This window comes from Protaetiibacter sp. SSC-01 (assembly GCF_014483895.1).
Classification (GTDB): Bacteria; Actinomycetota; Actinomycetes; order Actinomycetales; family Microbacteriaceae; genus Homoserinibacter.
Genome location: NZ_CP059987.1, coordinates 1,568,612 through 1,587,947, shown reverse-complemented (window position 1 = coordinate 1,587,947; position 19,336 = coordinate 1,568,612). Strand labels below are relative to the sequence as shown.

At 71.7% G+C, this 19,336-nt stretch carries 20 protein-coding genes; 19 read left to right on the top strand and 1 reads right to left on the bottom strand.

What is annotated here, in order from left to right; genetic code table 11:
* Nucleotides 1-2 precede the first annotated feature (2 nt).
* From aroC to H4J02_RS07505, 9 genes are all read left to right on the top strand, one after another.
* Nucleotides 3-1,202 (top strand): chorismate synthase, encoded by a 1,200-nt coding sequence (aroC, locus tag H4J02_RS07545; RefSeq protein ID WP_187674032.1) that lies wholly within the window; start codon nt 3-5, stop codon nt 1,200-1,202.
* Nucleotides 1,199-1,711 carry a shikimate kinase gene (locus tag H4J02_RS07540; protein WP_187674031.1) on the top strand — a complete coding sequence of 171 codons (513 nt, stop codon included), beginning with the start codon at nt 1,199-1,201 and terminating at the stop codon, nt 1,709-1,711. The genes aroC and H4J02_RS07540 overlap by 4 nt, the downstream gene beginning before the upstream one ends.
* Nucleotides 1,708-2,799, top strand: a complete 1,092-nt coding sequence (gene aroB / locus H4J02_RS07535; RefSeq protein ID WP_187674030.1) for a 3-dehydroquinate synthase — start codon at nt 1,708-1,710, stop codon at nt 2,797-2,799. Before H4J02_RS07540 ends, aroB begins: the two co-directional genes overlap by 4 nt.
* A gap of 82 nt (nt 2,800-2,881) precedes the next feature.
* Nucleotides 2,882-3,319 (top strand): type II 3-dehydroquinate dehydratase, encoded by a 438-nt coding sequence (locus H4J02_RS07530; RefSeq protein WP_187674029.1) that lies wholly within the window; start codon nt 2,882-2,884, stop codon nt 3,317-3,319.
* Between the two features lie 65 nt (nt 3,320-3,384).
* On the top strand, nt 3,385-3,942 hold the full coding sequence (gene efp, locus H4J02_RS07525; protein ID WP_187674028.1) for an elongation factor P: 558 nt from the start codon (nt 3,385-3,387) through the stop codon (nt 3,940-3,942).
* 6 nt (nt 3,943-3,948) lie between these two features.
* Entirely contained in the window at nt 3,949-4,359 is a 411-nt protein-coding gene (nusB, locus tag H4J02_RS07520) for a transcription antitermination factor NusB (RefSeq protein ID WP_187674027.1), read from the top strand.
* An 87-nt stretch (nt 4,360-4,446) separates the two neighbouring features.
* Complete coding sequence (locus H4J02_RS07515) at nt 4,447-5,301, top strand: ABC transporter ATP-binding protein (protein WP_187674026.1); 855 nt, start codon at nt 4,447-4,449, stop codon at nt 5,299-5,301.
* Nucleotides 5,302-5,354: 53 nt separating this feature from the next.
* A complete protein-coding gene (locus H4J02_RS07510; RefSeq protein ID WP_187674025.1) occupies nt 5,355-6,380 on the top strand; it encodes an aliphatic sulfonate ABC transporter substrate-binding protein in 1,026 nt (341 codons plus the stop codon).
* 26 nt (nt 6,381-6,406) lie between these two features.
* Complete coding sequence (locus H4J02_RS07505; protein ID WP_187674024.1) at nt 6,407-7,291, top strand: ABC transporter permease; 885 nt, start codon at nt 6,407-6,409, stop codon at nt 7,289-7,291.
* 100 nt (nt 7,292-7,391) lie between these two features.
* On the opposite strand, the gene H4J02_RS07500 is transcribed toward H4J02_RS07505, so the two are convergent.
* Complete coding sequence (locus H4J02_RS07500) at nt 7,392-7,970, bottom strand: DoxX family protein (protein WP_187674023.1); 579 nt, start codon at nt 7,968-7,970, stop codon at nt 7,392-7,394.
* Nucleotides 7,971-8,198: 228 nt separating this feature from the next.
* Here H4J02_RS07500 and pyrR point away from each other — a divergent pair, with 228 nt between their 5' ends.
* The 10 genes from pyrR to coaBC are packed head-to-tail and all read left to right on the top strand — an operon-like array spanning nt 8,199 to nt 19,309.
* On the top strand, nt 8,199-8,750 hold the full coding sequence (gene pyrR, locus H4J02_RS07495; protein ID WP_187674022.1) for a bifunctional pyr operon transcriptional regulator/uracil phosphoribosyltransferase PyrR: 552 nt from the start codon (nt 8,199-8,201) through the stop codon (nt 8,748-8,750).
* Nucleotides 8,747-9,706: an aspartate carbamoyltransferase catalytic subunit gene (locus tag H4J02_RS07490; protein WP_187674021.1), complete on the top strand. Its 960-nt coding sequence runs from the start codon at nt 8,747-8,749 to the stop codon at nt 9,704-9,706. The genes pyrR and H4J02_RS07490 overlap by 4 nt, the downstream gene beginning before the upstream one ends.
* Nucleotides 9,703-11,037 (top strand): dihydroorotase, encoded by a 1,335-nt coding sequence (locus H4J02_RS07485; RefSeq protein WP_187674020.1) that lies wholly within the window; start codon nt 9,703-9,705, stop codon nt 11,035-11,037. Before H4J02_RS07490 ends, H4J02_RS07485 begins: the two co-directional genes overlap by 4 nt.
* Nucleotides 11,030-11,581, top strand: coding sequence for a hypothetical protein (locus H4J02_RS07480; RefSeq protein ID WP_187674019.1), 552 nt, complete (start codon nt 11,030-11,032; stop codon nt 11,579-11,581). Before H4J02_RS07485 ends, H4J02_RS07480 begins: the two co-directional genes overlap by 8 nt.
* Complete coding sequence (carA, locus tag H4J02_RS07475; RefSeq protein ID WP_187674018.1) at nt 11,578-12,777, top strand: glutamine-hydrolyzing carbamoyl-phosphate synthase small subunit; 1,200 nt, start codon at nt 11,578-11,580, stop codon at nt 12,775-12,777. Before H4J02_RS07480 ends, carA begins: the two co-directional genes overlap by 4 nt.
* Nucleotides 12,777-16,076: a carbamoyl-phosphate synthase large subunit gene (carB, locus tag H4J02_RS07470; protein ID WP_187674017.1), complete on the top strand. Its 3,300-nt coding sequence runs from the start codon at nt 12,777-12,779 to the stop codon at nt 16,074-16,076. Before carA ends, carB begins: the two co-directional genes overlap by 1 nt.
* Nucleotides 16,073-16,921 carry an orotidine-5'-phosphate decarboxylase gene (gene pyrF / locus H4J02_RS07465; protein ID WP_187674016.1) on the top strand — a complete coding sequence of 283 codons (849 nt, stop codon included), beginning with the start codon at nt 16,073-16,075 and terminating at the stop codon, nt 16,919-16,921. Before carB ends, pyrF begins: the two co-directional genes overlap by 4 nt.
* Before the next feature lie 2 nt (nt 16,922-16,923).
* Nucleotides 16,924-17,826: a guanylate kinase gene (gene gmk, locus H4J02_RS07460; RefSeq protein WP_187676480.1), complete on the top strand. Its 903-nt coding sequence runs from the start codon at nt 16,924-16,926 to the stop codon at nt 17,824-17,826.
* A gap of 11 nt (nt 17,827-17,837) precedes the next feature.
* Nucleotides 17,838-18,092, top strand: a complete 255-nt coding sequence (gene rpoZ, locus H4J02_RS07455; RefSeq protein ID WP_187674015.1) for a DNA-directed RNA polymerase subunit omega — start codon at nt 17,838-17,840, stop codon at nt 18,090-18,092.
* Nucleotides 18,093-18,118: 26 nt separating this feature from the next.
* A complete protein-coding gene (coaBC, locus tag H4J02_RS07450) occupies nt 18,119-19,309 on the top strand; it encodes a bifunctional phosphopantothenoylcysteine decarboxylase/phosphopantothenate--cysteine ligase CoaBC (RefSeq protein ID WP_187674014.1) in 1,191 nt (396 codons plus the stop codon).
* The last annotated feature ends 27 nt before the right edge of the window (nt 19,310-19,336 follow it).

Here is a 19,336-nt window from a genome sequence, read left to right as displayed (position 1 = left end):
GCATGCTGCGTTGGTTGACGGCCGGTGAGTCGCACGGACCCGAACTGGTGGCCATCCTCGAGGGGCTGCCGGCCGACGTGCCGATCTCGCCCGAGCAGATCCAGGCCGATCTGCAGCGCCGCAAGCTCGGCTACGGCCGCGGCGCGCGCATGAAGTTCGAGCAGGACGAGCTCTCGATCTCGGGCGGCATCCGCTTCGGGCGCACGATGGGCAGCCCCATCGCGCTGCGCGTGGGCAACACCGAGTGGCCGCGTTGGGTCGACGTCATGTCGGCGACCCCGGTCGACCCCGAGACGCTCCCGAAGGGCCGAGGCGCCGCCCTCACGCGCCCGCGCCCCGGCCACGCCGACCTCGTCGGCATGCAGAAGTACGACTTCCCCGAGGCGCGCAACGTGCTCGAGCGCGCGAGCGCTCGCGAGACCGCGGCGCGTGTCGCCCTCGGCGCGGTCGCGCGCGCCTTCCTCGGCGAGCTCGGCATCCGTCTCGTCTCCCACACGCTCTCCATCGAGACGGTGCGCGTGCCCGAGGGCTCGGCCCTGCCGACGCCCGACGACGTCGACGTGCTCGACGCCGATCCGCTGCGCTGCTTCGACAAGGCGACCTCGGATGCGATGGTCGCCCGCATCGACCGCGCTCACGACGAGGGCGACACGCTCGGCGGCGTCGTGGAGGTGCTCGCCTACGGCGTGCCCCCGGGGCTCGGGAGCTACGTGCACTGGGACCGCCGCCTCGACGCGCAGCTCGCGGCCGCGCTCATGGGCATCCAGGCGATCAAGGGCGTCGAGGTCGGCGACGGCTTCGAGACGACGCGCCGCCCGGGCTCGCAGGCGCACGACGAGATGGTCATGGACGACGGCGTCATCCGTCGTGAGTCCGACAAGGCGGGCGGCACCGAGGGCGGCATGTCGACGGGCACGATCCTGCGCGTGCGCGCGGGCATGAAGCCCATCGCGACGGTTCCGCACGCCCTCCGCACAGTCGACGTCGCGACGGGCGAGGCCGCGCAGGCGCACCACCAGCGCTCCGACGTGTGCGCCGTGCCCGCGGCGGGCGTCGTCGCGGAGGCGATGGTCGCGCTCGTGCTCGCGAACTCCGTGCTCGAGAAGTTCGGCGGCGACTCGGTCGGCGAGACGAAGCGCAACCTCGAGGCCTACCTCGCCGCCATCCCGGACGCGCTGCGCACGGGCACCGTCTCCGCATGAGCGGCCCCCTCGCCGTCTTCATCGGCCCCATGGGCGCCGGCAAGACCCGCGTCGGCAAGCGGGTGGCGAAGGCCCTCGGCGTGCCGTTCACCGACAGCGACAAGGTCATCGTCGCGCGGCACGGCGCGATCGCCGACATCTTCGACACGCACGGCGAACCGCACTTCCGGGCGCTCGAGCGCGACGTCGTGCACGAGGCCCTGCAGGGCTCGGGTGTCGTCTCGCTCGGTGGGGGAGCCGTGCTCGCCGAGGCGACCCGTGACGAGCTGCGCGAGCTGCCCGTCGTCTACCTGACGATCTCAGCGGATGCCGTGGCGTCGCGCCTCGGAGACGGCAAGCGCCCGCTCGCGCGCGGCGGCGTCGGCGACTGGCAGCGCATCCTCGATGCGCGCCGCTCGGTCTACGAGGGCCTCGCACGCGTCACCTTCGACACCTCGCGCCTGCCGATCGACAGGATCGCCGAGGACGTCGTCGACTGGATCCGACGCAACGGACTGGAGTACCGATGAGCGAGACCACCGTCATCCCCGTCACGGGAACCGACGGCATGAAGGACTACGCGGTCCGCGTCGGCCGCGGCATCCTGAGCACCCTCGGCGAGCTGCTGCCGCCGCGCGCCGAGAAGGTGCTCATCGTGCACGCGCCCGCCCTCGGTGCGCGAGCCGAGGCCCTGCGCGAGCAGCTCGCCGCCGACGGCACGCGTCAGGTGATGCTCGCCGAGATCCCGGATGCCGAGGGCGCCAAGCGCGTCGAGGTCGCCGCGTTCCTGTGGCAGATCCTCGGCCAGACCGACTTCACGCGCAGCGACGCGATCGTGGGCCTCGGCGGCGGCGCGACGACCGACCTCGCGGGCTTCGTCGCGGCGACGTGGCTGCGCGGCATCGCGCTCGTGCAGGTGCCGACGACCGTGCTCGCGATGGTCGACGCCGCGGTCGGCGGCAAGACGGGCATCAACACGGCCGAGGGCAAAAACCTCGTCGGGGCGTTCTGGGCGCCCCGCGCGGTGCTGTGCGACCTCGAGCTGCTCGACACGCTGCCCCGCAACGAGATCCTCGCGGGCTACGCCGAGGTCGTGAAGGCGGGCTTCATCGCCGAGCCCGAGATCCTCGACATCGTCGAGGCCGATCCGCAGCGTGCGACCGACCCGACGACGCCCGAGTTCCGCCGCACGGTCGAGCTCGCGATCGCCATGAAGGCGCGCGTCGTGGGGGAGGACTTCACCGAGCAGGGCCTGCGCGAGATCCTCAACTACGGGCACACCCTCGGTCACGCGATCGAGCACGCGGAGCGCTACCGCTGGCGTCACGGCGCCGCGATCTCCATCGGCATGGTCTTCGCGGCCGAGCTCTCGCGGCTCACGCGGCACCTCTCGGACGAGGCCGTCGACCGGCACCGCCGCATCCTCGACTCCCTCGACCTGCCGACGACCTACCCGGCGGGCCGCTGGCCGACGCTCCTCGCGACGATGCGGCGTGACAAGAAGGCGCGCGGCGCGCTCATGCGCTTCATCGTGCTCGACGACATCGCGCGGCCGACGACGCTGCAGGGCCCTGACGAGTCGCTCCTCTTCTCCGCGTACCAAGAGATCGCGAGCTGAGCACCTCAGATGGTCGAGGAGCGCCGCGCAGCGACGCGTCTCGAGACCACCGGCGACCGGCACCACGGATAGGCTCGTCGTCATGTCGCGCGTCATGGTGCTCAACGGACCCAATCTCGGCCGCCTCGGCAGCCGCGAGCCCGACGTCTACGGCGACCAGGACCTCTCGGCCCTCCGCGTGCTCCTCGTCGAGGAGGCGGGCGAGGGCGTCGAGGTCGACCTGCGTCAGACCGACGACGAGGCCGAGCTCGTGCACTGGCTGCACGAGGCCGTCGACGAGCGCACCCCCGTCATCCTCAACCCGGCGGCGTTCACGCACTACAGCTACGCGCTGCGGGATGCGGCGGCGCTCGTCACGAAGGCCGGCATCCCCTTGGTCGAGGTGCACATCTCGAACCCGCACGCGCGCGAGGAGTTCCGCCACCGCAGCGTGATCTCGGGCATCGCGTCGGGGGTCATCGCCGGGTTCGGCTTCGACTCCTACGTGCTCGCGCTCGAGGCCGTGCGCCGCCTCGGCTAGCGGTCGTTACACTCGTACGGGCGCATCCGCCTCTCAGACCCCACGAAACGGAACAGCGAACAAGCATGGCCACGACGAACGACATCAAGAACGGCAGCGTCCTCAGCATCGACGGACAGCTCTGGAACGTGGTCGAGTTCCAGCACGTGAAGCCGGGCAAGGGCGGCGCGTTCGTGCGCACGAAGCTCAAGAACGTGATGTCGGGCAAGGTCGTCGACCGCACGTTCAACGCGGGCACGAAGATCGACTTCGCGACGGTCGACCGCCGCGACTTCCAATACCTCTACAACGACGGCACGAGCTTCGTCTTCATGGACCAGACCGACTACGACCAGGTCTCGGTGAGCCCGGAGATCGTCGGCGACGCCGCCAACTTCATGCTCGAGAACCAGGCCGTGCAGATCGCGCTCCACGAGGGCGAGCCCCTCTACGTCGAGCTCCCCGCCTCGGTCGTGCTCGAGGTCACGTACACCGAGCCGGGCCTCCAGGGCGACCGCTCGAGCGCCGGCACGAAGCCCGCGACGCTCGAGACCGGCTACGAGATCCAGGTGCCGCTCTTCCTCGAGACGGGCACGAAGGTCAAGGTGGACACCCGCTCGGGCGACTACCTCGGCCGCGTCTGACCCCCGGTGAGCGCACGCACCAAGGCCCGCAAGCGGGCCATCGACCTGCTCTACGGCGCCGACCTCCGTCAGCGCTCGATCGCCGACGCCCTCGTCGAGGAGCAGCGCCGCGCCGCCGACCAGCCCGCCCGTGAGGCGTCGTGGCGCTACGCCCGCGAGATCGTCGAAGGAGTCGACGAGCACCGCGAGTCGATCGACGAGGCGATCACGGCGCACGCCCTCGGTTGGACGCTCGAGCGCATGCCCGTGCTCGACCGCGCGATCCTGCGCGCGGGCGTGTGGGAGATCCTGCACAACGACGAGGTGCCGGATGCCGTGGCGATCTCCGAGGCCGTACAGCTCGCGAGCGAGCTCTCGACCGACGACTCCGGGAGCTTCGTGAACGGCGTGCTCTCGGCCATCGCGCGCGACCGCTGACGCTTGTGTGACGCCGCGAGGCGTCATGTTTCATTCCGTGACAGCCCGCTTTGCGGGGCCTTCCCGCGGTTCCCTACGGTCGAGCGCGTGACCGTCGTCGAAGCTCCCGCCGTCCCCGCGCTGCCCGTGCGCATCTCGGGCGTCGGCCGGCGCTTCCCCGCGCCCGACGGCGGCGACCGCGTCGTCCTGCGCGACATCGACCTCGACATCCGTGCCGGCGAGATCGTCGCCCTGCTCGGCCCGTCGGGCTGCGGCAAGTCCACGCTGCTACGGCTCATCTCGGGTCTCGACCGGGCGGATGCGGGGCAGCTGTCGATCGGCGACTCGCCCGTCGCGGTCGTCGACCAGCGGTGTGCCGTCGCCTTCCAGGAGCCGCGGCTGCTGCCGTGGCGCACGATCTCGCGCAACGTCGAGCTCGGCCTTCCCCGCGGCACCGCGAAGGAGAAGGGGCGAGAGCGTGTCGCCGAGCTGCTGCGCCTCGTGCAGCTCGACCACGCGACGAACCTGCGTCCCCGCCAGATCTCGGGCGGCATGGCCCAGCGCGCCTCGCTCGCACGCGCCCTCGCGCGCAACCCGCGCGTTCTGCTTCTCGACGAGCCCTTCGGCGCCCTCGACGCGCTCACACGCCTCACGATGCAGGACCTCCTGCTCGAGGTGCACGCGGCCGAGCCCACGACGATCGTGCTCGTGACGCACGACGTCGACGAGGCCCTCCAGCTCGCCGACCGCATCGTGCTGCTCGGCTCGGATGACGTCACGCCGGGCGCGACCATCCGTCGTGTGCTCGAGGTCGGCAAGAAGCGCCCGCGCGACCGTGGCGACGCCCAGCTCGCCGTGCTGCGCGCCGAGCTGCTGTCGCTGCTCGGTGTCGAGAGCCACCACCCCGAGGACTACATCACCAAGGCGATCAAGGCCCAGCGCGCGAAGCGCACCGGCGCCTGAACGTCATCCGCTCCACCCGCGACCCGATCACACTCACACAGCAAGAGGACCCCATGAAGAAGAGCATCCTGGCCGCCGCTGCGGCCGCCGTCGCCGCGACGCTCGCCCTGACGGGCTGCGTCTCGGGCGAGGGCACGCCCGCCGCCGCCGACAAGCCGTCGGAGGAGGGCTGGAGCGGGACGACCCTCAACATCGACTTCGCGACCTACAACCCGCTGAGCCTCATCATCAAGGACCAGGGCTGGCTCGAGGAGGCGCTCGGCGACGACGTCACCGTCAACTGGGTGCAGTCGGCGGGCTCGAACAAGGCCAACGAGGCCCTCCGCGCCGGCGCGATCGACGTCGGCTCGACGGCGGGCTCGGCCGCGCTCCTCGCGCGCTCGAACGGCTCGCCCATCCAGGTCATCGACATCTACAGCCAGCCCAACTGGGCCGCGATCCTCGTGCCCGCCGGCTCGTCGATCTCCTCGGTCGAGGAGCTCAAGGGCAAGCACATCGCGGCGACCAAGGGCACCGACCCCTATTTCTTCCTCCTGCAGACGCTCGAGGAGCACGGCCTGACGCTCGACGACGTCGTCGTCGAGAACCTGCAGCACGCGGACGGCAAGGCCGCGATCGAGGCCGGCGCCGTCGACGCGTGGTCGGGCCTCGACCCGCTGCTCTCGACGAGCGTCGCGAACGGCGCGTCGAAGATCATCTACGACAACATCGACTTCAACAGCTACGGCTTCCTCAACGCGACCGAGGACTTCATCACGAACCACGCGGACCTCGCGCAGCTCGTCGTGAACGCCTACGAGAAGGCGCGCGCCTGGGCCGTCGAGAACCCCGAGGAGACCGCCGAGATCCTCGCGGAGGTCGCGGGCATCGACATCGCGATCGCGACGGCCGTCATCGCCGACCGCACCAACCTCGAGGTCGACCCGATTCCCGGCCAGGCCCAGCTCGACGTGCTCGCGATCATCGGACCGGTGTTCGTCGAGTCGGGTGACGTCGCGAACCAGGACGCGATCGACGACGCCCTCGCGTCGCTCCTCGAGCCGAAGTTCGCGAAGGCGGCCGACCCGAGCGCCCTCTGAGGCGTCGGGAGAACGGACATCACGCGATGAGCGCGACCAAGACGACCGAGACGGCGGCCCCTGCAGAGGGGGCCGCCGGATCGGCGTACCAGCAGGTGGGCGTCTACGGCTACTCCGCGGCGGGGCCGGGCCTCGCCGACCGACGCCGGCCTCGCCGGGAACGGCGCTGGTGGCCCGTCGTGGGCGGCGCGCTCATCCCGCTCGCGGTGCTCGCGCTCTGGTGGGCGGCGACGGAGTTCACCGACATCCCGTCGTACCGCCTGCCGTCGCCCGCCGACGTCGTGAACGCGGCGGGGGAGCTCGCCTCCTCGGGCCAGCTGTGGCGCGACGTCGCGATCTCGACGCAGCGGGTGCTTCAGGGTTTCGCCTTGGGCTCGCTCATCGGCATCGTCATCGGCTCGCTCATCGGCCTCTCGCGCACCGCGAGCATCCTGCTCTCGCCGACGATCGGCGCGCTCCGCGCCGTCCCGTCGCTCGCGTGGGTGCCGCTTCTGGTGCTCTACGTCGGCATCTTCGAGCCGTCGAAGGTCATCCTCATCACGATCGGCGCGGCCTTCCCCGTGCTCACGACGCTGTCGATCGCTCTGCGGCACGTCGACCCGCACCTCGTCGAGCTCGGCCGGGCCTACGGCCTCGGAAAGCTCTCGCTCCTCACGACCGTGCAGCTGCCCGCCGTCATCCCCGCGCTCGTGAGCGGCCTGCGGCTCGCTCTCGCGCAGTCGTGGCTCTTCCTCGTGGCGGCCGAGCTGCTCGCCAGCTCGATGGGTCTCGGCTTCCTGCTCATGGACTCCGGCAACAACGGCCGCGTCGACCGCATCTTCCTCGCGATCATCGTGCTCGCGGTGCTCGGCAAGACGACGGACGCGCTCATCGGCCTGCTCGAGCGCTGGCTCCTCAGGCGCTGGGGCTGATCCGCGCACGGTGACCCGCGCGGGATGCTGACCCGCACCGACGTAGGCGAAGGCCGGGACGACCCCGTGGTGTCGTCCCGGCCTTCTGCTGTCGCGGAGGTCAGTCGCGCACGCGGCGGCGGCTGAAGGCCGCGACCACGAAGAGGCCCGCGATGAGCACGACGTTCTTCGCGATGAACTCGCCGACGACCGTGAGGGCGAGCGGGTTGCCGTCGCTGTAGGTCAGAGCGGGGTAGACGAGGAACACGAGGAACGTGCCGAGCAGGTGCACGACCTGTGCGGCCGCGACCCAGGGCACGAAGACGCCCGCGGCGAGCAGCGCGCCGACGACGACCTCGAAGACACCCATCGCGATGACGGCCTGGTCGGCCGGCAGGAACGGCACCATCGAGGCGACGAGCTCGGCGACGGGGCTGAGACCCACGATCTTGAGCGCGCCGAACGCGACGTAGACGAAGGCGAGCGAGAGACGCAGGGCCAGGATGCCGTAGCGCGCGAGCACGTCGAGCACGGCCTGCTCGGTGCGCGAGACCCAGGCGAAGACCGCGCGGATGCCGGGCGCCGGGCGCGCGGGCACGGTCGAGTGTGCCGGGCGCTCGGCCGGCGGCTGCAGCGCCGGCGGCTGGGTGGCGGTGGAGTGGGTCGGGGTGGACAGGGTGGGGGTGGAGGTGGTGGTCATGATTCGCTTCCGTGGGGTGTGGAGGTGGTTGGTGATTCCACATTCGCCGTCCCGCGACCCGGGCCCCCAGGGTCCCGCGCCCTTTCCTGCCGGGCACGTGCGCGGGACTCGGAGCGGGACGCGCTCGGGACGCCGCGCCGCATCCGGTAACCTGAGTGAGGACGCCCCGCCGGGGCGCACCACGACCACCTTTAAGTTCCGTCCCGTGAGGCGGGGAAGGAGGTCAGGATGCCGGCACGTGTCGTGCTGCAGCAGGCTGACATCGCGCGCGCTCTGACGCGCATCTCGCATGAGATCCTCGAATCCAATCGCGGCGGCTCCGATCTCGTCCTCCTCGGCATCCCGACGCGCGGCGTCGTGCTCGCCGAGCGGATCGCGGCGAACCTCGAGCGCTTCGAGCCGGGGTCGGGAGTCGTCGGCTCCCTCGACGTCACGATGTACCGCGACGACCTCGACCGGCACCCCACGCGCACGCCGCGGCCGACGAAGCTCCCCGCGGGCGGTATCGACGGCAAGACGGTCGTGCTCGTCGACGACGTGCTCTACTCCGGGCGCACCATCCGCGCGGCCCTCGACGCCATCGGCGACCTCGGCCGCCCCCGTGCCGTGCGCCTCGCGGTGCTCGTCGACCGGGGTCACCGCGAGCTGCCCATCCGCGCCGACTTCGTCGGCAAGAACCTGCCCACGGCTGTCGCCGAGCGCATCTACGTGCGCCTCGACGAGGTCGACGGCGAGGACGCCGTCGCGATCGAGGGGCCCGAGGGGGAGGATCGCGCATGAGGCACCTGCTGACGACCGAGACCCTCGCGCGTGAGGAGGCGATCGCGATCCTCGACGTCGCCGAGGACATGCGCGAGGTCGCGACCCGCGCCGTGCCCAAGCTCCCCACGCTGCGCGGGCGCACGGTCGCGAACGTCTTCTTCGAGGATTCGACCCGCACGCGCCTGAGCTTCGAGACGGCCGCCAAGCGGCTCTCGGCGGATGTCGTGACCTTCTCCGCGAAAGGATCGAGCGTCTCGAAGGGCGAGAGCCTCAAAGACACGACGCAGACGATCGCGGCGATGGGCGTCGACGCGGTCGTGCTGCGGCACTCCGCATCCGGCGCCGCCGAGGTGCTCGCGGCATCCGACTGGATCGACGCCGCCGTCGTCAACGCGGGCGACGGCACCCACCAGCACCCCACGCAGGCGCTCCTCGACGCCTTCACGCTGCGCAAGAGCCTGCACGGCAACGCCTCGCGCGGGCGCGACCTCGACGGGGTGAGCGTCACGATCGTGGGCGATGTGCTGCACTCGCGCGTCGCCCGCTCGAACGTGTGGCTGCTCGCGACCCTCGGCGCGAGCGTGCGCCTCGTCGCGCCGCGGACGCTCCTCCCGGTCGGCGTCGAGACGTGGCCCGTGACGACGGGCACCGACCTCGACGAGGCGATCGCCGCAGCCCCCGACGCGCTCATGATGCTGCGCGTGCAGCAGGAGCGCATGCACGCGGCGTACTTCCCGCACGAGCGCGAGTACTCCAACGCGTGGGGTCTCGGCGACGACCGGCTGGAACGTCTTCCGGCCGATACGATTGTCATGCACCCCGGACCCATGAACCGCGGGCTCGAGATCTCGGCGCGAGCCGCCGACTCGCCCCGGTCGGTCATCCTCGACCAGGTCGCGAACGGGGTGTCGATACGGATGGCGGTGCTCTACCTCGTGCTCTCAGGCTCGGATCCGCGGGAGGCCGCGGCATGACGACGCTGCTCATCCGCGGTGCCCAGCTGCCCGACGGCACGCGCACCGACCTCCTGATCGACGGGGGAGTCGTCGCCGAGCGCGGTGACGGCCTCACGAAGCAGGGCGCGACGGTCGTGGATGCGGACGGCCTCGTGGCGCTCCCCGGTCTCGTCGACCTCCACACCCACCTGCGCGAGCCCGGCTTCGAGGCGAGCGAGACCGTGCTGACCGGCACGCGCGCCGCCGCCGCGGGCGGCTTCACGGCCGTGCACGCGATGGCGAACACCTCGCCCGTGCAGGACACGGCGGGCGTCGTCGAGCAGGTCGCCTCGCTCGGCGCGCAGCACGGATACGCGACCGTGCGCCCCATCGGCGCGGTCACGGTCGGCCTCGCGGGGGAGCGGCTCTCCGAGATCGGCGCCATGGCACGCTCGCGCGCCGCCGTGCGCGTCTTCAGCGACGACGGCAAGTGCGTCGCCGACTCGCTCCTCATGCGCCGCGCGCTCGAGTACGTCGCGACCTTCGACGGCGTCATCGCGCAGCACGCGCAGGACCCGCGCCTCACCGAGGGCGCCCAGATGAACGAGGGCGCGCTGAGCTCCGAGCTCGGGCTCGCCGGCTGGCCCGCGGTCGCCGAGGAGTCGATCATCGCGCGCGACGTGCTGCTCGCGGATGCCGTGGGCGCCCGCCTGCACATCTGCCACCTGTCGACGGCGGGCAGCGTCGAGGTCGTGCGCTGGGCGAAGGCGCGCGGCATCCGCGTGACCGCCGAGGTGACGCCGCACCACCTGCTGCTGACGGAGCAGCTCGTCGCCGACGCCGCCGACCCCTACCTGCCGCGCTACGACGCGCGCTTCAAGGTCAACCCGCCGCTGCGCCGCGACGAGGACGTGCACGCTCTGCGCGCCGCCCTCGCCGACGGCACGATCGACATCGTCGCGACCGACCACGCCCCGCACCCCATCGAGACGAAGGAGTGCGCCTGGCAGGAGGCGTCCTTCGGCATGGTGGGCCTCGAGAGCGCGCTCTCGATCGTGCAGGCCGCGATGGTCGACACGGGTCTGCTCGGCTGGGCGGACGTCGCCCGCGTCCTGTCGCGTGTGCCCGCCGAGATCGGCCGCCTCGAGGGCTACGACGCGCCCTTCGAGATCGGCAGCCCCGCGCACCTCACCCTCGTCGACCCGTCCGCGCGCAGCGTGTTCGGCCCCGCATCGCTTCGCGGCAAGGGCGTCAACTCGCCCTACTTCGGCCGCGAGCTCCCCGGCCGCGTGATCGCCACGATCCACGCGGGCGCCGCCACCGTGCTCGACGGCGAGCTCCGTCCCTCAGAGGAGGTCTCCCATGGATGAGCGTCTGATCCCGGCCCTCGCCGTGCTCGCGCTGCTCGTCATCGCCTTCGTGTTCATGGCGCTCGGCTGGCGCAACCGCCGGCGACGCCAGACTGCGCTCGACGTCGTCGCCGTCCCGCCCGCCGAGATCGGCGAGGAGCTCGCGCGCGAGAGCGTGCTCTACGTCGCGACGACGCTCGCCGAGCAGCCGCTCGAGCGCGTCGTCGTCGAGGGCCTCGCCTTCCGCGCGAAGGGCGAGGTGCGCATCGCCGCGAACGGCCTCGTGCTCGACCTGCGCGGCTCGCGCCCCGCCTTCATCCCCGTCGCCGACATCCGCGGCGTCGGCCTCGCGACCTGGACGATCGACCGCGGCGTCGAGGACGGCGGGCTCGTCTTCCTGCGCTGGGAGCTCGGCGGCCAGGCCGTCGACACCTACCTGCGCTCCGAGCGCTCCCAGGAGCTCCTCGACGCCCTCACCGAGCTCTCGCCCACGGCCGCCGCGGCCGCGAAGGCCGAGAGCGCCGCAACGACCACATCGACCCCCGACGGAGAGGCCTCCGAATGATCGACACCGACCCCGCGGTCCTCGTCCTCGAGGACGGCACCCGGTACACGGGACGCGCCTACGGTGCCCGCGGCCGCACCCTCGGCGAGGCCGTCTTCGCGACCGGCATGACCGGCTACCAGGAGACCCTCACCGACCCGAGCTACGCCGGCCAGATCGTCGTCATGACGGCGCCCCACATCGGCAACACGGGCGTCAACGACGAGGACCCCGAGTCGCGTCGCATCTGGGTCTCGGGCTACGTGGTGCGCGACCCCTCGCGCGTCGTCTCCAACTTCCGCGCGAACGGCAGCCTCGCCGACGACCTCGCGCGCAACGAGGTGGTCGGCATCAGCGGCATCGACACGCGCGCCGTCACGCGCCGCCTGCGCGACACGGGCTCCATGCGCGCCGGCATCTTCTCCGGTGCGGATGCCGCCCTCGCCCCCGAGCAGCAGCTCGAGATCGTGCGCTCCGGCGCCCAGATGGCGGGCCAGAACCTCTCGGCGGCCGTCTCGGTCGCCGAGGTGACGGTCACCCCCGCGCGCGGCGAGCGCCTGGGCGCCCTCGCGGTGCTCGACCTCGGCGTCAAGCAGGCCACGATCGACAACCTCGCCGACCGCGGCTTCGAGGTGCACGTGCTCCCGCAGGACGTCACCCTCGAGCAGCTGCTCGCGATCGAGCCCGTCGCGGTCTTCTACTCGAACGGCCCCGGCGACCCCGCCGCATCCGACGATCATGTGCAGCTGCTGCGCGGCGTGCTCGACCAGGAGCTGCCGTTCTTCGGCATCTGCTTCGGCAACCAGCTGCTCGGGCGTGCGCTCGGACTCGGCACCTACAAGCTCCCGTACGGGCACCGCGGCATCAACCAGCCGGTGCTCGACAAGGAGACCGGTCGCGTCGAGATCACGGCCCACAACCACGGATTCGCCGTCGACGCGCCGCTCGAGGGCGTCATCGAGAGCCCCAACGGCTACGGCCGACTCGAGGTGAGCCACGTCGGACTCAACGACAACGTCGTCGAGGGCCTCCGGGCGCTCGACATCCCCGCGTTCTCGGTGCAGTACCACCCCGAGGCGGCCGCCGGCCCGCACGACGCCAACTACCTCTTCGACCGGTTTGCGGACCTGGTGCGTACACACCAGGCCCGCAGATCGAGTAGCCCGTCGGAGACGGGCGTGTCGAGATCCGCGACCGCCGAGAACGAGAGCAACTGATGCCCAAGCGCCCCGACATCCAGAGCGTCCTCGTGATCGGCTCCGGCCCGATCGTCATCGGACAGGCCGCCGAGTTCGACTACTCCGGCACCCAGGCGTGCCGCGTGCTGCGCGCCGAGGGGGTGCGCGTCATCCTCGTGAACCCCAACCCGGCCACGATCATGACCGACCCCGACTTCGCCGACGCGACCTACATCGAGCCCATCACGAACGAGCACCTCGAGGCCATCATCGAGAAGGAGCGCCCGGATGCGGTGCTCCCGACCCTCGGCGGCCAGACGGCGCTCAACGCGGCCATCGCGCTCGACGAGGCCGGCATCCTCGACAAGTACGGCGTCGAGCTCATCGGCGCGAAGGTCGAGGCCATCAAGAAGGGCGAGGACCGCCAGCAGTTCAAGGATCTCGTGATCGAGGCGGGCGCCGACGTCGCGCGCTCGTACATCGTGCACACGGTCGACGAGGCGATCACGGCGGCCGACGACCTCGGCTACCCGCTCGTCGTGCGCCCCTCGTTCACGATGGGCGGCCTCGGCTCGGGCTTCGCGCACGATCGCGAGGAGCTCGTGCGCATGGTCGGCGACGGTCTGCACCAGTCGCCCACGACCGAGGTGCTCCTCGAGGAGTCGATCCTCGGCTGGAAGGAGTACGAGCTCGAGCTCATGCGCGACACGGCCGACAACACGGTCGTCGTCTGCTCGATCGAGAACGTCGACCCGGTCGGCGTGCACACGGGCGACTCGATCACGGTCGCCCCGGCGCTCACCCTCACCGACCGCGAGTATCAGCGCCTGCGCGACATCGGCATCGACATCATCCGCGCGGTGGGTGTCGACACGGGCGGCTGCAACATCCAGTTCGCCGTCGAGCCCTCGACGGGCCGCGTCATCGTGATCGAGATGAACCCGCGCGTCTCGCGCTCCTCGGCGCTCGCCTCCAAGGCCACGGGCTTCCCGATCGCGAAGATCGCGGCGAAGCTCGCGATCGGCTACCGCCTCGACGAGATCCCGAACGACATCACGAAGGTCACCCCCGCGTCGTTCGAGCCCACGCTCGACTACATCGTCGTGAAGGTGCCGCGCTTCGCGTTCGAGAAGTTCCCCTCGGCGGATGCGACGCTCACGACGACCATGAAGTCGGTCGGCGAGGCGATGGCGATCGGCCGCAACTACTCGACGGCACTGCAGAAGGCGCTCCGCTCGCTCGAGAAGCGCGGGTCGAGCTTCCACTGGGACGCGCACATCGCGCCGAAGGGCGAGCTGCTTGAGATCGCGAAGACCCCGACCGACGGCCGCATCGTCACGGTGCAGCAGGCGCTGCGCGCGGGCGCGAGCGTCGAGGAGGTCTTCGAGGCCACGGGCATCGACCCCTGGTTCATCGACCAGATCGTGCTCATCAACGAGGTCGCCGACGAGATCGCGAGCCTCCGCCCGCTCGACGAGGCGCTGTTCCGCCTCGCGAAGGACCACGGGTTCTCGGATGCGCAGATCGCGCAGTTGCGCGGCCTCACCGAGGCCGAGGTGCGCAACATCCGCTGGCAGCTCGGCGTGCGCCCCGTCTACAAGACGGTCGACACGTGCGCGGGGGAGTTCCCGGCGCTCACGCCGTACCACTACTCGAGCTACGACCTCGAGACGGAGGTCGCGCCGAGCGACAAGCGCAAGGTCGTCATCCTCGGCTCCGGCCCCAACCGCATCGGGCAGGGCGTCGAGTTCGACTACTCGTGCGTGCACGCGAGCTTCGCGCTGCACGACGCGGGCTTCGAGACGATCATGATCAACTGCAACCCCGAGACGGTCTCGACCGATTACGACACGAGCGACCGGCTCTACTTCGAGCCGCTCACGCTCGAGGACGTGCTCGAGGTCATCCACGCGGAGTCGCTCTCGGGCGAGCTCGTCGGGGTCATCGTGCAGCTCGGCGGACAGACCGCTCTCGGCCTCGCGAAGGGGCTCGAGGCGGCGGGCGTGCCGATCCTCGGTACGAGCCCGTCCGCGATCGACCTCGCGGAGGAGCGCGGCCTCTTCTCGGGCATCCTCGACGCCGCGGGCCTCGTCGCCCCGCGCAACGGCACGGCGACGGACGCGCCGAGCGCCGTCGCGGTGGCGGAGGCGATCGGCTACCCCGTGCTCGTGCGCCCGAGCTTCGTGCTCGGCGGCCGCGGGATGGAGATCGTCTACGACACCCCGAGCCTCGAGGACTACTTCGACCGCGTGCGCGATCAGGCCATCATCGGCCCCGGATCGCCGCTCCTCGTCGACCGCTTCCTCGACGACGCGCTCGAGATCGACGTCGACGCCCTCTTCGACGGCGAGCAGCTCTACGTCGGCGGCATCATGGAGCACATCGAGGAGGCCGGGGTCCACTCGGGCGACTCCGCGTGCACCCTGCCTCCCGTGACGCTCGGCCGCGACGTGCTCGACCGGGTCGTGGAGGCGACGCGCAAGATCGCCGAGGGCATCGGCGTCAACGGCCTGCTCAACGTGCAGTTCGCGATCGGCGCGGGAGTGCTCTACGTGCTCGAGGCGAACCCGCGTGCGAGCCGCACGGTGCCGTTCGTCTCGAAGGCGCTCGGCATCCCGCTCGCGAAGGCCGCATCCCTCCTCATGGCGGGGCGCACGATCGCCCAGCTCGTCGAGGAGGGCCTGCTGCCCGCCGAGGACGGATCGCGTGTGCCGCTCGACTCGCCGGTCTCGGTCAAGGAGGCGGTGCTGCCGTTCAAGCGGTTCCGCACGCGCGACGGCCACGTCGTCGACTCCGTGCTCGGCCCGGAGATGCGCTCCACGGGCGAGGTCATGGGCATCGACGCGGACTTCCCGCGCGCGTTCGCGAAGAGCCAGGACGCCGCGTACGGCGGGCTGCCCGACTCGGGCACCGTCTTCGTGTCGGTCGCCGACCGCGACAAGCGCGCCGTCGTGCTGCCCGTCCTGCGCCTCCAGCAGCTCGGGTTCGACATCGTCGCGACGGAGGGCACTGCCGAGGTGCTCGCCCGCAACGGCATCCGGGCCACGACGGTGCGCAAGTTCTCGATGGGTCAGGGCGGTGTCGAGGGCACGATCGTCGACCTCATCAACACGGGCGCGATCGACATCGTCATCAACACGCCGAGCGGCCGCAGCGCGCGCGCCGACGGAGTCGAGATCCGCACCGCGACGGTCGCGGCCGACAAGCCGCTCTTCACGACCATCGCGCAGCTCGGGGCGGCCGTCGGCTCGCTCGAGGCGCGCAACGCGCCCGTGCGCGTGCGCAGCCTGCAGGACTACGCCGCCGATCGCGCGGCTCGCGTGCAGGCGGCCGGATGACGTCGTTCGGGGAGCGCCTCGGCGCCGTGGTCGATGACCGCGGCCCGCTGTGCGTCGGCATCGACCCGCACGCGCGCCTGCTCACCTCCTGGGGTCTCGCGGACTCCGCGGCGGGCGCGCGCGAGTTCGGGCTGCGGGTCGTCGAGGCGGTCGTCGGCCGCGTGGGCGTCGTCAAGCCGCAGGTCGCGTTCTTCGAGCGCTTCGGCTCCGCCGGCTTCGCGGCCCTCGAGGAGGTGCTCGGCGCGGCGCGCGCGGCCGGGCTGCTCGTGATCGCGGACGCCAAGCGCGGCGACATCGGCTCGACCATGGACGGCTACGCCGGGGCCTGGCTCACCCCCGGCTCGCCGCTCGAGGCGGACGCCCTCACGGTGAGCTCGTACCTCGGACCGGAGTCGCTCGTCGACACCGCCGCACGCGCCCGTGAGGTGGGCAAGGGGCTCTTCCTGCTCGCGGCGACCAGCAACCCGGAGGCGTACACGCTGCAGAGCGCGCTCGTCTCCGATCTCGCGGCCCTCCGCGGCGAGACGGTCGCCGGGCTCGTCGCGCGGCACGCCCGGGCCATCAACGGCGCGGGCGCGGGCCTCGGCTCGATCGGGCTCGTGGTCGGCGCCACGATCGACCGCCACGCCGTCGGCCTCGACGACGCCCTGCTGACGCGCGCGCCCATCCTCGCGCCCGGGTTCGGCGCCCAGGGCGCGGAGCTCGCGGATGCGCCGCGACTGTTCGGCGCCGTGCTCGGCCAGGTGCTGCCCAACGTGTCGCGCTCGGTGCTGAGCGCGGGCCCCGACGGGGTCGCCGCCGCCGTCGCCGCTGCCGCCCAGGAGGTGGCATCGTGGCCGAGGTGAGGATGCCCGAGGTCGACCGCGCGGCTGCCGGTCGTGCCGCGATCGCGGCGCGACGCGCCCGCGCCGCCGTGAAGGACGCGGTGCATCGCCGCGAACGGCGTGCGCTCGACGTGGCCGAGACCGCGTGGGGCGACGCGTCCACGCCCGAGGGCACGCTCCGCGTGCGGGAGCTCCTGCAGAGCATCCCCGGCATGGGTCCCACGCGCGTCGCCCGCGCCATGGACGAGCTCGGCATCGCCGACGCGAAGCGCGTGGGGGGCCTCGGCGCGCGTCAGCGCGAGAAGCTCCGTGCCTGGCTCGAGTCACGCGAGGGGGGCCCCCACGTGCGCAGCCGCCTCGTCGTGCTCGCCGGGCCCACCGCGGTCGGCAAGGGCACCGTGTCGAGCTACATCCGCGAGAACTACCCCGAGGTGCTCCTGAGCGTGTCCGCGACGACGCGCCCGCCGCGCCCGGGAGAGGTCGACGGACGCCACTACTACTTCGTCGACGACGAGACCTTCGACCGCATGATCGAGCAGGGCGAGTTCCTCGAGTACGCGACCGTGCACAACGCGTCGCGCTACGGCACCCCGCGCCCGCCGATCGACGCGGCTCTCGCGACCGGCCGCAGCGTCCTCCTCGAGATCGACCTGCAGGGCGCCCGTGCCGTCAAGAAGGCGATGCCGGAGGCCCTCCTCGTGTTCCTCCTGCCCCCGACGTGGGAGGAGCTCGTGCGCCGCCTCACGGGCCGCGGCACGGAGTCGGCGGCCGAGCAGGCTCGACGACTCGAGACCGCGAAGGTCGAACTGGCGGCCCAGGACGAGTTCGACGTGAAGATCGTCAACCACGACGTCGGCCGGGCGGCGCAGGAGGTCGTAGAATTGCTGGCAGTGCCCGGAACCCCGTCCGCGCGCACGCGATCGTGAGGAGAGCCCGAATGGCTGACAACAAGGGCATCATCGACCCGCCCATCGACGAGCTGCTGTCGAAGGTCGACTCGAAGTACCAGCTCGTCATCTTCGCCGCCAAGCGCGCGCGCCAGATCAACGACTACTACGCCGACCTGCACGAGGGCTCGCTCTTCGACAACGTCGGCCCGCTCGTCGACTCGACGATCGACGACAAGCCGCTCTCGGTGGCCCTCCACGAGATCAACGAGGACAAGCTCGTCCTCACCCCGCTCAGCGAGTAGCAGACGCCTGCGATAGCGTCGCGCCCATGAGCGTTCCGCTGCGCGTCGTCGTCGGCATCTCGGGCGGCATCGCGGCCTACAAGGCCGTCGGCGTCGCCCGGGAGTTCGTGCTGCGTGGTCACGACGTCCACGTCGTGGCCACGGAGGCCGCCCTGCGTTTCGTGGGTCGGCCGACACTCGAGGCGATCAGCCGCAACCCCGTCGAGACCGAGCTCTTCGAGGGGGTCGCCGAGGTGCGCCACGTCGCCCTCGGCCAGTCCGCCGACCTCGTCGTGGTCGCGCCCGCGACGGCCAACACGATCGCGAAGCTCGCGGCGGGCCTGTCCGACGACCTGCTCGGCACGACGATCCTCGCCTCGACGGCGCCCCTCGTCGTGGCGCCCGCGATGCACACCGAGATGTGGCAGAACGCGGCGACGCGCGACAACATCGCGACGCTCCGCCGCCGCGGCGTGCACGTCGTGGGCCCCGCATCCGGTCAGCTCACGGGAAGCGACAGCGGCCCCGGACGGATGGCGGAGCCGGTCGACATCGTCGAGGCGGCCCTCGCGGCGCTGCGTCCGCGTGACCTCGTCGGCCGCCGCGTCGTCGTCTCGGCGGGCGGCACGCGCGAGCCGCTCGACCCCGTGCGCTTTCTCGGCAATCGCTCGAGCGGCCGTCAGGGCGTCGCGATCGCCGAGGCCGCGCGCGATCGCGGAGCCCACGTCGTGCTCGTCGCGGCGCACCTCGAGGTGCCCCCGCCGAGCGGCATCGACGTGCGCAGCGTCGGCACTGCCGAGGAGCTTCGCGCGGCGGTGCTCACCGCGGCCGAGGGCGCGGATGCCGTCGTCATGGCCGCCGCCGTCGCCGACTACCGGCCCGAGAACGTCTCGGACGCGAAGATCAAGAAGGAACAGCAGGGCGACGAGCTCGCGCTGCGCCTCGTGCGCAACCCCGACATCCTCGCCGAACTGTCGTCGGCGCCCGTCGACGGACGCACGGTCATCGGCTTCGCCGCCGAGACCGAGACGGACGACGAGGCGCTCCTCGAGCTCGGCCGCGCGAAGATCGCCCGCAAGGGCTGCGACTATCTCGTCGTCAACAGGGTCGGCTGGAGCGAGGGCTTCGCAACCGAGGGCAACGCGGTCGTCATCGTGTCGAGGGGCGGCGATATAGTGACCCGGGCAGACGGCACCAAGCGCGAGGTCGCCGACGCGATCCTCGATCTGCTGGGCTGATCGATCCGTCCGCCCACCCGCGACTCG